Below are 15454 nucleotides of genomic sequence, written 5' to 3' on the forward strand. Positions count from 1 at the left end.
CCATATAATGATTCGTCGTGGGTTCTTGTTAGAGACTTGGTAACACAACGCAAATGCATAAGCGAGAATTTGAGGTATTAACCGGCCTGCTCGGCACGATTTAGCGCACAATGCGCCCAGAGACCGTCCATTGCATGAACCAACGCATCCATTTCACGCGGTCCATGTACGGGCGACGGGGTAAAGCGCAACCGCTCCGTTCCACGCGGTACCGTGGGGAAGTTGATAGGCTGCACATAGATGCCGTGATCTTCAAGCAACATGTCGGAAAGCACTTTGGTGTGCACCGGGTTGCCGACCATCACCGGCACGATGTGGCTGCCGTAGTCGATGACCGGAAGGCCGAGACCCTTGAGTCGCAGCTTCAAGGCTGCCGCCTGCTCCTGGTGCTTCTGACGCAGTTCAGGCGCGCGCTTGAGAAACGCAACCGATGCCGCCGCACCGGCTGCGACGGCTGGCGGAAGCGATGTCGTAAAAATGAAACCCGGCGCATAGGACCGGATCGCATCGCACATTTTCGCGGAAGCGGCGATGTAGCCGCCCATGACGCCGTACGCCTTGGCCAGTGTGCCGTTGACGATGTCGAGACGGTGCAGCAGGCGGTCCCGCTCGGCCACTCCGCCGCCGCGCGGGCCATACATGCCGACCGCGTGCACTTCGTCGATATAGGTCAGCGCACCGAATTCATCGGCCAGATCGCAGATCGCTTCGATCGGACCGAAATCGCCGTCCATGGAATAGATCGATTCGAATGCGATCAGCTTGGGCGCATCCGGATCATCCGCAGCGAGCAGTTCGCGCAGGTGGGCCACGTCGTTGTGGCGGAATACCCGTTTTGACCCGCCGTTGCGGCGCACCCCTTCGATCATCGACGCGTGGTTGAGCGCGTCTGAGTAGATGATCAGACCGGGAAAGAGCTTGGGCAGCGTGCTGAGCGTCGCATCATTGGCGATATAGGCGGACGTGAACAGCAGCGCCGCTTCCTTACCGTGCAGATCGGCAAGCTCGGCCTCGAGGCGCTTGTGATAGACAGTGGTACCGGAAATGTTGCGCGTTCCGCCCGATCCCGCACCAGTGGCGTCGATTGCCTCGTGCATCGCCTCCAGCACCACCTTGTTCTGGCCCATGCCAAGATAGTCATTGCCGCACCAGACCGTGATGTCCTGTTCACTGCCGTCGGGTTTGGTCCAGACCGCATGCGGGAAGTTGCCGTTGCGGCGTTCGATATCGATGAAGGTGCGGTAACGGCCCTCGTCATGCAGCCGTGCGATCGCCTGATCGAGCTTTTCTGAATAGGTCATCCGCATCTCCGTCTGGCGAGGGACAAAAAACGGTGACGGCCCTCATATTCAATTTCTTAGAACTGATACCTTCTTAGCCCGCGCCGTTCAATCCCAGAAACTGGTGCGCATTGTCGCATCCGTCGGGACGGGACCGACCCGACTGGACACCGCGCCCGGGCCTGATAGGATTCTCCCAAATCCAGCAATCAGGAGCCCCACCCCATGTCGCTAGACGCCGTACTCGCCCGCATCGACGATGATCTGCCCGCCGCTACCGAACGGCTTTTGGATCTGCTGCGGATCAAGTCGATCTCGACCGATCCCGCGTTCAAGTCCGACTGTCAGGAGGCCGCCGACTGGCTGGTTAACGATCTGCAAAGCCTCGGCGTCGACGCGCAAAAGCGCCCGACGCCCGGTCATCCGATGGTCGTGGGGCACGCGGGGCCGGAAACCGGCAAACCGCACGTCCTTTTCTACGGTCACTACGACGTGCAGCCAGTCGATCCGTTGAACCTGTGGGACCGCGATCCGTTCGATCCGGCGGTCGAGGATACGGAAAAGGGCACCGTGATCCGAGGACGCGGGGCCGCCGACGACAAGGGGCAATTGATGACTTTTATGGAGGCGCTGCGGGCCTGGAAAGAGGTCGAGGGCGACTGGCCCTGCCGCATCACCTTCTTTTTTGAAGGTGAGGAGGAATCGGGATCACCCTCCCTGGTGCCGTTCATGCAAGAAAACGCGGACGAGCTTCGCGCCGATTTCGCGATGATCTGTGACACCGGCATGTTCGAAAGTCGCACGCCGTCCATTGTGACCATGCTGCGCGGCCTGCTGGGCGAGGAATTGACCATCACTGCGCCGACCAAGGACCTGCATTCGGGCATGTTCGGCGGAATTTCCATCAATCCGATTCGCGTGCTGTCACGCATTATCGCCGCGCTGCATGATGAAACAGGTCGCATTACGGTACCCGGTTTCTACGATGGCGTTCCAGAGCTACCCGACGAACTGAAAGCGCAATGGCAGGGGCTGGCCTTCGACCACGCATCATTCCTCGGCGAGGTCGGGCTGTCGCATCCTGCGGGCGAGCAGGACCGCACCCCGCTGGAGATGATCTGGTCGCGTCCCACCTGCGATGTCAACGGCATCTGGGGCGGCTATCAGGGCGACGGCTTCAAGACCGTGCTGCCCTCACAGGCGAGCGCCAAGATTTCTTTCCGGCTAGTCGGTGATCAGGATCCGCTGGCGATCCGCGAGAGTTTTCGCAAGATGGTCGAAGACATGCTGCCTGAGGATTGCAGCGTCGCATGGAAAGACCACGGGGCCAGCCGGGCCTCCGTCACGCCGACGGATGATCCTGCCTTTGCCGCCGCGTTGAAGGCGCTGACGGACGAATGGCAGGTGCCCGCCGCCTACATCGGCTGCGGCGGGTCCATACCGATCGCGGGGCATTTTTCTAAGATACTTGACACAACGCCTATGTTGATCGGCTTTGGCAAGGACGACGACCAGATCCATTCGCCCAACGAAAAATACGACATGGAGAGTTTTCACAAGGGCATCCGGTCGTGGGCGCGCATTCTCGACGCGCTGAGCTGACCGCAAAAAGCCCGCGCGGCAGAACCGGCGCGGGCCTTTTTCAAAAACGGCTGGGTTTAGTCAGGCTACAGAACCTGATCCACCACCTCTTTCAAACGCGCCAGCGTCGCATCGGTATCATAGAGCTTGTCGAGACCGAAAAGCCCCAGGCGGAAGGTAGAAAAACCGGCAGGCTCACCCACCTGCAAGGGAACACCGGCGGCGATCTGCATGCCCTTTTCCATAAACGCCTTGCCCGATTTGATGTCGGGATCCTCGGTATAACACACCACGACCCCCGGAGCGCCGAAACCGTCGGCGGCAACCGACACGACGCCCCTGTCCGCCATCATCGTGCGCACGCCGTCGCCCAGACGCCATTGCGCTTCTTTCAGGCGGTCAAAACCGTATTTTTTCGTCTCGTTCATGGTATCGCGGAAATCACGCAGCGCATCCGTGGGCATGGTCGCGTGATAGGCGTGGCCGCCATCGAGATAGGCCTTCATGATGCTGCGCCATTTGCCCAGGTCCAGTGCGAAGCTGTCGGACTGTGTTTCGGCAAGCCTGGCCTCGGCGCGCTCCGACAACATTACCAGACCGGCACTCGGCGAGGCACTCCACCCCTTCTGCGGCGCGGAGATCAGCACATCGACACCGAGTGCTTGCATGTTGACCCAGGCGCAGCCCGACGCGATGCAGTCGAGCACCAACAGCGCCCCGGCTTCATGGGCGGCCTGCGCCATCGCCTTGATGTAGGTGTCCGGCAGGATCACGCCGGCGGAGGTTTCAACGTGCGGCGCGAAAACCACGGCAGGCTTGTGCGCGCGGATCGCATCTTCGACGTCCTCGATCGGCGGCGGCGCATAAGGTGCGGGCGTGGCGTTGCCCTGCGGACGCGCCTTGATCACCGTGGCACTGCCGGTCAGCCCTCCCGTTTCGATGATCTGGCTCCAGCGGTAGGAAAACCACCCGTTCCGCACGACAACCACATCCTCGCCCCGCGCGAACTGCCGCGCCACTGCCTCCATCCCGTAGGACCCACCACCGGGCACGATCACCGCCGCGTCTGCATGATACACCTCACACAACATAGCGTGGATATCGCGCATCACCTTCTGAAAACTCTGGCTCATCGAGTTCAGCGACCGATCCGTGAAAACGACCGAAAATTCTTCGAGACCTGTCGGGTCCACCGTGTCCAGCAATGCCATGTCTGTCTCTCCGCTTGATATTCCACCCCTGATTAACGAGCGCGGCACGCGTTGGCAAAGACAAACACCCCGGTTACGTCAACCAGCCAACTGGGGCCGAATGGGCAACCGTGACGATTTGCCGACATTTATCCTGATACGATCTCAATGCAGCACAGAACTGTTCCTCGGGCGACCGTTGCCTCGAGGTCAACGCGGCGGACCGCTGCAGTCTCCCGGTCGCGTCACGAATTGCGCAGGTTCTCAGGCCAGCGGCCTAAAGCGGTCCGTTGAGCCGCTCTTCACTCAGCAGAATGTTGGCCTCAACCTCTCCAGCGCCCGGCAATGTCATGATCCGCCGCCGCAACACGCGTTCGAAATCGGGCAAATCGCGCGCGACGACCCGCAAGCGATAGTCATAGCGGCCCAGAACATGCTCGACAGTTTGTACTTCGGGAATAGCAGTTACCGCGCGCTCGAAATCTTCCAGCGACACGCGGCCCTTCGTGGCCAGCTTCACCCCCAGAAACACCGTTACCCCGAACCCCAGCTTCTCGGCATCGAGCCGCAAGCGGCGCCCTTTGATCACACCTGCATCCTCCAGCCGCCTGATCCGCCGCCACGTCGCCGGTTGGCTCAGGCCCAGCTGACGCCCGAGCGCCCCGGCACCCTGACCCGCATCCCGGACCAGACTGCGCAGCAACTGGCGGTCGATCTCGTCGAGCGTGATCACAAGGGTAACCCCTGCGCATCCTTGATACGTGCCACCTGCATCAGCGCCTCGATATCAGCAATGTGCGGCAGGGTCAGGATACGGCTGCGGTAAATTTCCTGATAGTGCGCCATGTCGCGGGCGATGATCGACAGGCGCATATCCACACGACCCAGCAACGTCTGCACCTCGATCACTTCGGGCACCTTCCGCGCCTCGATCATGAATGTGTCAAACGCATTGCCCTGTGTCTTGTCCAGCGTTACCCGCAACGACACTTCGACGGCGTAGCCCAACGCCACCCAATCGATCACCGCGCCGACCCCGCGCAAAATGCCCAGCTCCTGCATACGTGCAATGCGCCGCGTCGCCCGCCCAACGGTGATTCCGGCCCGCTGCGCCAATTCACCCTGGCTCAGGCTGGGCTCGGCTTGCCAGTAGCGCAGCAACCGGCGATCCGCGTCATCAAGCATGATTTATCCATATTTTTATAGTTTAGCGCATAACTCTATTTCTTTTGGCTGTAAATATCCCTGCGCAGGCGCTTCATTCAAGCGCGACTTTCGCTAGTGTGGCGCCAAGTCAACATTGAAAAGGACAGACCACCATGCGCGTGTATTATGACCGTGACTGCGACGTGAACCTCATCAAGGACAAGAAAGTGGCGATTCTAGGCTATGGCTCCCAGGGTCATGCCCATGCGCTAAACCTGCGCGACAGCGGCGCCAAGAACCTCGTCGTCGCCCTGCGCGAGGGCTCCGCGTCCAAGGCGAAGGCCGAAGGCGAAGGCCTGCAAGTGATGGAGATCGCCGAAGCCGCCGCGTGGGCCGACGTGATCATGTTCACCATGCCCGATGAGCTTCAAGCCGAGACATACAAAAAATACGTCCACGACAATATCCGCGAAGGCGCCGCCATCGCCTTTGCCCATGGCCTGAATGTCCACTTCGGCCTGATCGAGCCAAAAGACGGCATCGACGTCATCATGATGGCGCCCAAGGGCCCAGGCCACACCGTGCGCGGCGAATACACCAAGGGCGGAGGCGTGCCGTGCCTCGTGGCTGTCGACCGCGATGCATCGGGCAAGGCCTTGGAAATCGGCCTGTCCTATTGCTCCGCCATCGGCGGTGGCCGCTCCGGCATTATCGAGACGAACTTCCGCGAAGAGTGTGAAACCGATCTGTTCGGCGAACAGGCGGTCCTGTGCGGCGGTCTGGTGGAACTGATCCGCATGGGCTTCGAGACACTGGTCGAAGCAGGCTATGCCCCTGAAATGGCCTATTTCGAGTGTCTGCACGAGGTGAAGCTGATCGTGGATCTGATCTATGAAGGCGGCATTGCCAACATGAATTACTCGATCTCCAACACGGCCGAATACGGCGAGTATGTCTCCGGTCCACGGATCCTGCCCTATGATGAGACGAAAGCACGGATGAAGGCGGTTCTCGATGACATCCAGCGCGGCAAGTTCGTGCGTGACTTCATGCAGGAAAACGCCGTGGGGCAGCCTTTCTTCAAGGGCACCCGCCGGATGAACGACGAGCATCAGATCGAACAGGTTGGCGCAAAGCTGCGTGAGATGATGCCATGGATCTCCGCTGGCAAGATGGTCGATAAATCGAAGAACTAAAACGACTAAGGCCCGGCCATCCTGTCCGGGCCTTTCTTGTTCCGGACCGATAAAGGTGCGGGCTTCAAAGACCCGTCATTCCATGGATAATCTGCGCACCCTGTTCTTACGTATTGCGCTCATTCTTCTTCATCCCGCCCGTATAGCGAACACAAGGGCGATGAACATCGCCACAATCGGACAGGCCGTCTTCATATCGGTCAGTCAAGTTCAAATCCCTCCTATTTGTGAAAGTACGTTGGCGTGGGGCAAATACGACCCGCGTTCCTGCGCACGGTGTGGCGGGGTCCGCATCGGTCATATCGGCTTGCCGGGCGCGCGGCTTTGGGGCTATCTGAGCGCATGACAGACGCCCCCCACATCACAGCGACAAGCTGGCTGATCGTCGGCATCCTCGGCATCACCTGGGGCGGCACCTTCATGGTGACCGAAGTCGCGCTTACCGGAATCACACCCTTCTGGCTGGCGGCATCGCGCGTGGGGTTTGCCGCGCTTCTGATGACCGGAGTCTGGGCGGCCTCGGGCTTTCGGTTGTTCTCTGTGCCGCCTACGCGGAATGAAAAAGGTACGCTCCTGATCATCGGCGCGCTGAGTTCGGCGGTGCCTTTCTCGCTGCTTTGCTGGGGTCAGCAGTACGTCAGTTCCGGTTTCGCCGGGGTGTCGATGGCCTCGGTGGCGCTTGTCGTTCTGCCGATCGCCCATTTTACCATTCCCGGAGAGCGGATGACCTTGCGCAAGTCGGTCGGCTTTGCCACCGGGTTCGTCGGCGTCGTTGTTCTGATCGGCGGCCAGGCCTTCGAGACCACGGGAAGCACGCTGGAGCTGCCCGGGCGGCTGGCCTGCATCACGGCGGCAAGCTGCTATGCCATCGGATCGATCCTCCTGCGCCGTCTGCCCGCAGCAAACCCGATCGGGCTTTCGACAGTTCTGCTGCTGACCGGTGCCGCGCTGACGATCCCGGTGGCGTGGCTGATCGAAGGGCCGCCGCCCCTGCCCGCACCGGAGATTCTTGCAGTAATGGTGTTTCTCGGCCTCGTTCCGACGGCAGCAGCGAATTTCCTGCGGGTGCTGGTAGTGCGCAGCGCCGGTCCGGTGTTCATGTCACTGGTGAATTATCAGGTGCCGGTCTGGTCGGTTGTGCTCGGCGCGCTCATACTCGCAGAACCTTTGCCGCGCTCGTTGATCGTGGCGATGATTCTGATCCTGCTGGGTGTCGGAATGACCCAGTACGACGCCCTACGCCGCATCTTCAGTCGCTGAAGGTCGGCACGTCTTCATGCATCGCACGCCAAAGGGCGATGGCCTGACGGGTCTCGGCGACATCGTGGACGCGGACCATCTGGACGTTCTGCGCAAGGCCACCCAGAGCCACTGCAATGGATCCCGGCGCGCGCTTGCGCGCGTCCGGCGTCTGGCCGATGGTGCCGATGAACCGCTTGCGCGATGCCCCAAGCAGCAAGGGTATGCCAAGGCCGTGCAACAGACTCAACCGGGCCAGCAAAGCCAGATTGTGGTCTTGCGTCTTTGCAAACCCGATGCCGGGGTCGACGATGATTGAACCCCGGGGGACACCGGCGCTGATCAGCGCGGCAATCCGCGCCTCCAGAAAATCATACACGTCAAGCAGCACGTCGTCATAGCGTGGATCCTTGTGCATCACGGAAGGGTCGACGGGTCCGTGCATGATACAGACCGGTGCGCCCGCCGTTGCCGCGACTGTCGCCAAAGACGGATCGAAGGTGAATCCAGAAACATCGTTGATCAGATCCGCGCCCGCATCCAACGCCGCGCTCGCCACGTCGCTCTTGCGCGTATCGATGGAAATCGCACCGGTAAAGCCCTGCGCCCGTAGTCCGGTAATCACCGGCACGACACGGCGTATTTCTTCCGCTGGATCGACCAGTCGCGCGCCCGGACGCGTTGATTCGCCCCCGATATCGAGCACATCTGCCCCTGCATCCGCCATCGACAGACCTGCGGCAATCGCGTCGGCTGCCGCCGCGTGAAGCCCACCATCCGAAAAACTGTCGGGAGTTGTATTCACGATGCCCATGATCACAGGGCGGTCCCAGGTCATTCCCAAAATTGTCGGCCTTGGGGCGATCAACGGTGCAATCGCCGTTTCGGGTACCTCGCTTGCGGCGATGATCCCGGGCGGTTTCCCCCGCGCGATCACCTCGACATGCGTGAACCATCCACGGCCCCCTGCGACCGCATGTGCACCGACCGGGCGCGCGACATCGCACGAGACAACGGGGCGGAAATACTGACGCGGCATACTCAGATCTGTTCGCTCTGCACCGCGATCGCGCGCAACGGCACCGAGGCCTGTGCGGGCAGCGGTGCGCCGAAAACCAACATCTCTTCGGCATCGAATGTCGCGGCGAACCATGCCGCCAAGGCCACTGCGTCACGCGGCTGCGCCGAGGGGGTATCGACACTGTCGAGCACTATCTTGGAGGGCACCCAGACACACGTCTGGCCGTTCTTCATCGCCCAGTCCAATTCGGTCCGTGTTTCGACGACCACGCAGCGACTGTCACGGGCCGCAAGTACCCAGGCGTTCTGTTCGATCGCCAACAGGTCGATCCGGCGCTGCGCCATAGGGTGCGCGACCTGCGGCGCGGCCACGTCCGAGGGGCCCACACACAGGATCACCGGCCGCCCCATGCCCAGCAGTTGATCCAGCCACCCCATCAGATAAGGCGACGCAATCGCTTGGTTGCTCAGAAAGACGATTTCCGGATGCGGTGCGCCTTCGGACGCGATCTCGGCGGGGGGTGCCCCGTCGCGGGCCCGTACGATCTCGACCCCCAGCGCACCGGGGCCCCGATCAAGTTTTTCGATCCGCACGAAAACCCGCATCGCCTGCGGCTCGAACAGGATCCGCTCCGCAACCCGTTCCGCCAGTGTTTCAAGAAGCGCCAGACGTTCGACGCTTAATTCAGCATCAATGGCCTCCGTCACCTTGTCGTAGGAGAGAATCCTGTCCACATCGTCGTCTATCGGACCGCTCAGCGGCTGAACCTCCACGACAATGTTGAAACAGATCCGCTGGGTCACGCCGCGTTCGGCCTGAAACGCACCAATTTCCACCTCGACCGTGTGATCGCGCACGGAAATGCGGTCGAGCGCAGATTGGGACGCCGTCGCGGCGGCGCGTTCGGAGGGGTGGGCAAAGGCTAGACGCGTCTCGGACGACATGGGAACCACTCTCTCGGACGTTGAACGGATGGTGCCGCATGTACAGCCAAGAAGCGCGCGCGTCGAGAGCGACGAGCGCCCCCTGACTGCCCGTTTGCGCTGTCAGTTGCTCGCGGTACGGACGCTGCGGCGGTAGAACAGGTGGACGCCGATACGCGTCGTGTTCACGAACTTGCGTGACCAGCTGGGGCGCACGGCGGTCGTGTGGTAAAATGTTGCACCATCGGTAAGCTCAGGCGCCTTGCCGTCGATCACAGCGCGCGCGACTTTCGCAACGCGGGCGTACGCGGCAGGCTCAGCGATGACCTCGTTGTTGCCGTCGCAGGTGTAGGTGAACTGGCACTGATATTTTTTGCCCGTACCCTGATTGATCACGCCACAGTATGATCCGGGAAAACGCGCGGATTGCACCCGGTTGCGGATGACCTCGGCCACGGCAAACTGGCCTTTGACGGTTTCGCCGCGCGCTTCAAAGTACAAAGCTTCGGCAAGGCAACGGAATTGCTCTGAGCCCTTGGCAGAGGGCTGGCTGTCGAGCCATGCGCTTGTGAGGACGGCGGTTTGTGCTTCTGTCGGCGCCACCAAGATACTCAGCCGGTCGGACCCAACCTTGCCCAACCCACGTTGTTCAACCTTCGCCAGACTCTCGGCACCCGCATTCGCATAGCTGACCACGGGTACCGCACACAGGGCGATACCGGTCAGCGCCGCAGCAATTGTTTTCTTCCATCCAGACCGCATTGTCTTTTTCCCCAAGTTTTTCATTCTTCGGGGCGCATAGCCTAAAATTTGCTTTTGTGACAAGTTTGCCGGCATCCAATGCGCGACAGACCGCCGAGCAACACAAGATGTAGAATATATCTGGCCTATACCTACTGCATCTTGCTTGTTATGGCGAGTTGCGCAGCTGCGAGACGTGCAACCGGAACACGAAACGGGGAACAGGAAACATAGTCGAATCCTGCCGCGCGACAAAATGCAATCGATTCGGGGTTGCCTCCGTGTTCACCACAAACCGACAGCGTGATGCCGGGTTTTGCCGCGCGCCCCCGCTCCGCACCCAGTTGCAGCAGCTCTCCGACACCGTCGTGATCCAGCGTGTGAAACGGATCTTCGTCAAAAACTCCCTGCTTCACATAGTCCGACATGAACCGGCCCGCGTCATCGCGCGACAGACCGTAGGTCATCTGTGTCAGGTCGTTCGTTCCGAAACTCAGGAACGCACAATAGGGCGCGATTTCGCCCGCGCGCAGCGCCGCGCGCGGTGTTTCGACCATCACCCCAAGCCGGTAGTCGAAGTTCACGCCGCGTTCACGCCGCACCGCCGCCGCGACCGCATCAATGGAGTTCTTCACAAGTTCGACTTCGCGCCGGGCGGACACGAGCGGAATCATGATCTCGGGTACAACCGGTTCGCCGTCCTGCCCCGCCTCTACGATCGCTTCGAAAATGGCACGCGCCTGCATTTCGTAGATTTCAGGCACGGTAATCCCGAGGCGTACACCACGCAAACCCAACATCGGATTATATTCCCGCATCGCCTCGATCCGGCGCGTCACATCCGAGCGCGGCAACCCCAATGCCTCGGCCAACTCGCGCTGGCCGCTTGTATCGACGGGCAGAAATTCATGTAGTGGCGGATCGAACAGGCGGATGCACACGGGCTGACCCTGCATGATGCGAAACAATTGTTTGAAGTCGTCGCGCTGCATCGGCAAGAGGCGTTCAAGTACTGCGCGGCGTCCTTCGGAGGTGTCCGCGAAAATCATCTCGCGCATCACCGTCAGGCGACCGGGATCAAAGAACATGTGCTCGGTTCGGCACAGACCGATGCCGTGCGCGTCGAAATTGCGCGCGGTCTGCGCATCGGTCGGTGTATCCGCGTTGGCCCTAATCCCAATATCAGCGCTGTCCTCGGCCCATGCCATCAACAGCCGGAAATAGTCGTCGAGCGCGGCTTCGCGCATCGCGGCAGCTCCTGCCAGCACCTGACCCGTAGAGCCGTCGACCGTTACCAGATCGCCTGCACCGAAGACCCTACCATCGCGCGCGGTGATCGTATGGTCGCGCTGGTTGAACACCAGATTCGACGCGCCCACCACGCAGGGCAAGCCGATGCCGCGCCCGATCACTGCGGCATGGCTGGTGATGCCACCGCGTTCGGTCAGAACCGCCTGTGCGGCATGCATCCCGCGCACGTCCTCCGAGGACGTCTCCCGGCGCACCAGAATACAGGCCTCGCCACGCGCGGCACTTGCCTGCGCTTCGCCCGCGTCGAACACCAGCCGTCCGGTCGCGGCCCCGGGGCTTGCCGCAATGCCCTTGCCGATGACGTCCCGCTTGACCGACGGATCGATCTGTCGGTGCAGCAATTCGGTCAACAATCGAGGCTGTACCCGCATCAGGGCTTCTTCACGGCTGATGATGCCATCTTCCGCCAGCGTGACCGCAATCCGTACCGACGCGCGCGACGATCGCGACACCCGCACACCGTCGAGAATGTGAACAGCCCCGTTGTCGATGGCGAATTCGACATGCATTTCCTCGCGCAGACGGCTGCGCATCAGGCTTGCATAGTCCTTCAACTTCTCGAAGGCGTCCGGCAGCAGATCCTCAAGCGCCTTGCCACGCGGATCATGGGTAAGGTACAGCGCCTCCGCATCGCCTTCGACCGCATCGCGGCCCTGGCTTTGGCCCAGATAGCGTCCCGTGACCTGCGGCGCGCCCGTCTCGCTGTTGACCAGTTGCAAGACGCCCGATCCGCATTGGCCGGCACCGACGCCGAAAATCATTTGTTGCACTACAAGACCCAGACCCGCATCCGCCGGCGCGCCTTTTGCCTGCCGGAGCAGACGGGCGGATGTGCCATTCCATGCCCGCGCCATCGAACGCAGCACCGCCGCAAGCTGTGTACGGCGCGACTGTGGAAATTTCTCTTCGGTTTCGGAATAGTAAGCACGCAGCGTCTGGTCGAGCGCCGCGCGCCCGTCGCCATCCACGTCGTCGAACATGTCGGGGTCAAGCCGCGCAACATTGATCGCGTAGGACTGCACGAAACGGGTGTAGAGCGATGCCGCCGCCGCCTCGCCCATCGTCTCGCGCAGGGCCTTGAACCGCGCGTCGTTCATCCCGATGTTGAGCACGGCCCCCGGCCCGCCCCAATCGGGATCCTGGCTTGAGGGGCGCACGCACAGCAATGCGTCTTTCGGAAATGAATCGACCACGGAGTCCACGTCCGGCAATTCGCCATTGGCGATCTTGTGCACAGTGAAGAACGACAGGGCGACAGTGCGCGGCACGGGCAGATCCATCCGGACCAGACGCTGCAGGCACTTAGCGCGACCGCCATGGGTGGCGTTTTCAATAGGGGCGCTCGGTGTGATCAGTGTCGTGTTGGGATTATTCTGCACTGCGGCATCCTCTGTCTTCCCCCGCAACATAGGCCCAATGCTGCGCTGCGCCAAGGGGCACAAATTACCCCTTGCGTGCCTTCAACCTTCGACGCGGGTCAAATCCGCAACTCCGGTACACAGCTGCCGGATCCGGCTAAGCAGGTTGAGCCGGTTGCGTCGCACCGTTGCGTTGTCCGTGTTGATCTGGACCGCGTCGAAGAACGCATCGAGCGGACCGCGCAGCTCGGCCATCGCGGACATCGCGGTGGTAAAATCCTGCTGCGCCATCGCGGGGGTGATCGTCGCTTCGGCGGTATCGAGCGCCGCAAACAAAGCGCGCTCCTCCTCAGTGTCGGCAAATTTCACGTCCGCCCCGTAGGAGTATTCAACGCCATCCGCCTCCTCTGCCTGCGACAGGATGTTGCTGGCGCGTTTGAACGCCTGCAACAGATTCTCGCCATCGTCGGTTTTCAGCGTGTCACTCAACGCGCGGGCGCGTTTGACGAGCAGGGTCAGATCATCATTGCCATCCATCGCGATGCAGGCGTCGATGATGTCGTGGCGGATGCCTTGGTCTTTCAGGTAGACTTTCAGACGGTCGTGGAGGAAGGTGAGGAGGTCAGCGGACTTACGACTAATTGAGCTGTATGTGCGACTAACTATATACGTGTTGATTTTTTCCAACGCATCTTTAAGCCAATCTTCTAAACTCTCAAACTCATTTGGATCAGTACCGTTTTCAAAAATTTCAGATAGGTTCTCAAGCCGACCACCTTCAACAAATTCTTTCACTGCTTCCGAGACAGTCGAATACATGTCGACAGCCAATTTTATTTCCGCCTTGGCTCTATTAAGCTCAATAATCGAAAGTTGTTCGGTTATTGTTGACGCAGAAGTCTGAAAAGCAACTTCAGATAGATCTAGTCGAATGTCATTCTCAACCAAAATCCGAATAACTCCCAACGCCGCACGCCGCAGCGCAAAGGGGTCCTTGCTGCCCGTGGGCTTCTCTTCAATCGCCCAGAATCCGGTCAGCTTGTCGATCTTTTCGGCCAGCGCCACGGCGACGGAAACGGGTGCTGTCGGCACGTCGTCTGACGGACCCAGCGGCGCGTAATGCTCTTCGGCAGCAGCCGCCACGTCTTCGCTGTGGCCCGCTGCCTGCGCATAGTAGCGCCCCATCAACCCCTGAAGTTCGGGGAATTCATAGACCATCTCGGAGGACAGGTCCGCCTTGGCGATGCGCGCGGCTTCTTCGGCGGCATCCGGATCCGCGCCCACCAACGGCGCAATTTCGCGCGCCAGTACCGCGATGCGCTCGATCAGTTCGGCTTGAGTGCCGAGCTTGTTGTGGAAGGTCACGTTCCTGAGGTTTTCAACCCACGCGGCCATGCCCGCATCGGATTTCGCCACCCGCAGATCGTTGTCCCAGAAGAACTTGGCGTCCGCCAGACGCGCGCTCAGCACCTTCTCATTGCCTGCGAGAATCGTGGCACCGTCATCGGCAGTCGTGCGGTTGGCGACTGTGATGAACCGTTCGATGCGGCCCGTCTTGGGATTCCGCACGGAAAAGAATTTTTGATGCTCTTTCATCGAGGTTTGCAGCACTTCGGGCGGCAGATCGAGAAAATCGTCACCGATCCGTCCCATCAGCACCACCGGCCATTCGACCAACCCGGCGACCTCGGCCAACAGGCCTGCGTCTTCCACCACTTCCAGACCATTGGCAAAGGCGGTGTTCGTCGCATCGTGCCAAATAGTGTCGCGCCGCGCCGCCGGATCAAGCACGACATACGCGCGCGCGAGCTTGGCCGCGTAATCGTCGAAACCACTGACCGTGAACGCACCCGCCCCCAGAAAGCGGTGACCTTGCGTGGTGTTGCCCGCGACGATCCCGTCTAGCTCAAGCGGCACGATCTCAGCGCCATCCTCACGCGACAAGATGCACAGGATAGAATGGAGCGGCCGCACCCAGCGCAAAGTGCCGTTTCCCCAACGCATCGATTTGGGCCACGGAAAGTTGCGGATCGTCGCGTCCAGCACCTCAGACACGATGTCGGCGGCCGGACGGCCCTCGCGGGTGATTTTGGCGAAAAGGATCTTGCCCTTGGGCGTGTCGCGTTCTTCGAGTGCATCACGGCTGACGCCTGCCCCCCTAAGAAACCCTTCTATCGCCTTTTGCGGTGCGTCGGCTTTGGGCCCTTTTCGTTCCTCGACAGTGCGCGGACTAGCGTCGAGCAAACCTTCGACCGTAAGACACAACCGGCGCGGTGTCGTGAACGCGGCGGCCGAGGCGTAGGTGAGACCGGCCTCGACCAATCCGTTGGTCACAAGAGACTTGAGGTCATCCCCCGCGCGGCTTTGCATCCGAGCGGGGATTTCTTCGGAGAAAAGTTCGATCAGCAGGTCTGGCACAGTGCGTCCTCTTTGCGCCGCACGGTGCGGCCTTGGCTTGGACGCTTGGA

Annotated in this window: 13 protein-coding genes; 4 read left to right on the forward strand and 9 right to left on the reverse strand. The window is 60.9% G+C overall.

Features of this window, described 5'->3' with window-relative positions; genetic code table 11:
* Positions 1-77: 77 nt before the first annotated feature.
* Positions 78-1301, reverse strand: coding sequence for a 5-aminolevulinate synthase (gene hemA, locus Q1A06_RS07250; protein ID WP_299560847.1), 1224 nt, complete (start codon positions 1299-1301; stop codon positions 78-80).
* A 204-nt stretch (positions 1302-1505) separates the two neighbouring features.
* Here hemA and Q1A06_RS07255 point away from each other — a divergent pair, with 204 nt between their 5' ends.
* Complete coding sequence (locus Q1A06_RS07255; RefSeq protein ID WP_299560850.1) at positions 1506-2882, forward strand: M20/M25/M40 family metallo-hydrolase; 1377 nt, start codon at positions 1506-1508, stop codon at positions 2880-2882.
* A gap of 65 nt (positions 2883-2947) precedes the next feature.
* Here the strand turns inward: Q1A06_RS07255 and Q1A06_RS07260 are convergent, their stop codons facing one another.
* From Q1A06_RS07260 to Q1A06_RS07270, 3 genes are all read right to left on the reverse strand, one after another.
* Positions 2948-4072, reverse strand: coding sequence for an aminotransferase class V-fold PLP-dependent enzyme (locus tag Q1A06_RS07260; protein ID WP_299560853.1), 1125 nt, complete (start codon positions 4070-4072; stop codon positions 2948-2950).
* A gap of 256 nt (positions 4073-4328) precedes the next feature.
* Positions 4329-4784 carry an Lrp/AsnC family transcriptional regulator gene (locus Q1A06_RS07265; RefSeq protein WP_299560856.1) on the reverse strand — a complete coding sequence of 152 codons (456 nt, stop codon included), beginning with the start codon at positions 4782-4784 and terminating at the stop codon, positions 4329-4331.
* Entirely contained in the window at positions 4781-5236 is a 456-nt protein-coding gene (locus tag Q1A06_RS07270) for an Lrp/AsnC family transcriptional regulator (protein WP_299560859.1), read from the reverse strand. Before Q1A06_RS07270 ends, Q1A06_RS07265 begins: the two co-directional genes overlap by 4 nt.
* 134 nt (positions 5237-5370) lie before the next feature.
* On the opposite strand from Q1A06_RS07270, the gene ilvC reads away from it, so the two are divergent.
* The 3 genes from ilvC to Q1A06_RS07285 all read left to right on the forward strand — a co-directional run bounded on the left by ilvC (position 5371) and on the right by Q1A06_RS07285 (position 7653).
* Positions 5371-6393: a ketol-acid reductoisomerase gene (gene ilvC, locus Q1A06_RS07275; protein ID WP_299560862.1), complete on the forward strand. Its 1023-nt coding sequence runs from the start codon at positions 5371-5373 to the stop codon at positions 6391-6393.
* Positions 6394-6475: 82 nt separating this feature from the next.
* Positions 6476-6739 (forward strand): hypothetical protein, encoded by a 264-nt coding sequence (locus Q1A06_RS07280; protein WP_299560865.1) that lies wholly within the window; start codon positions 6476-6478, stop codon positions 6737-6739.
* Positions 6736-7653 carry a DMT family transporter gene (locus tag Q1A06_RS07285; RefSeq protein ID WP_299560868.1) on the forward strand — a complete coding sequence of 306 codons (918 nt, stop codon included), beginning with the start codon at positions 6736-6738 and terminating at the stop codon, positions 7651-7653. Before Q1A06_RS07280 ends, Q1A06_RS07285 begins: the two co-directional genes overlap by 4 nt.
* Here Q1A06_RS07285 and folP read toward each other — a convergent pair.
* The 5 genes from folP to glyS all read right to left on the reverse strand — a co-directional run bounded on the left by folP (position 7643) and on the right by glyS (position 15404).
* Positions 7643-8671 (reverse strand): dihydropteroate synthase, encoded by a 1029-nt coding sequence (gene folP, locus Q1A06_RS07290; protein WP_299560871.1) that lies wholly within the window; start codon positions 8669-8671, stop codon positions 7643-7645. The genes Q1A06_RS07285 and folP overlap by 11 nt on opposite strands.
* Positions 8672-8673: 2 nt before the next feature.
* The gene (locus Q1A06_RS07295; RefSeq protein ID WP_299560874.1) at positions 8674-9597 is read right to left on the reverse strand and encodes a dihydroneopterin aldolase; all 924 of its coding nucleotides are present in this window, start codon (positions 9595-9597) and stop codon (positions 8674-8676) included.
* Positions 9598-9699: 102 nt separating this feature from the next.
* Positions 9700-10338: a cell wall hydrolase gene (locus Q1A06_RS07300; protein WP_299560877.1), complete on the reverse strand. Its 639-nt coding sequence runs from the start codon at positions 10336-10338 to the stop codon at positions 9700-9702.
* 131 nt (positions 10339-10469) lie between these two features.
* Positions 10470-13037 (reverse strand): putative PEP-binding protein, encoded by a 2568-nt coding sequence (locus Q1A06_RS07305; RefSeq protein WP_299560880.1) that lies wholly within the window; start codon positions 13035-13037, stop codon positions 10470-10472.
* Positions 13038-13088: 51 nt separating this feature from the next.
* Positions 13089-15404 carry a glycine--tRNA ligase subunit beta gene (gene glyS, locus Q1A06_RS07310; protein ID WP_299560883.1) on the reverse strand — a complete coding sequence of 772 codons (2316 nt, stop codon included), beginning with the start codon at positions 15402-15404 and terminating at the stop codon, positions 13089-13091.
* Positions 15405-15454 lie beyond the last annotated feature (50 nt).

Source organism: uncultured Sulfitobacter sp., from assembly GCF_947497275.1.
In the GTDB taxonomy this organism is placed as follows: Bacteria; Pseudomonadota; Alphaproteobacteria; order Rhodobacterales; family Rhodobacteraceae; genus Sulfitobacter.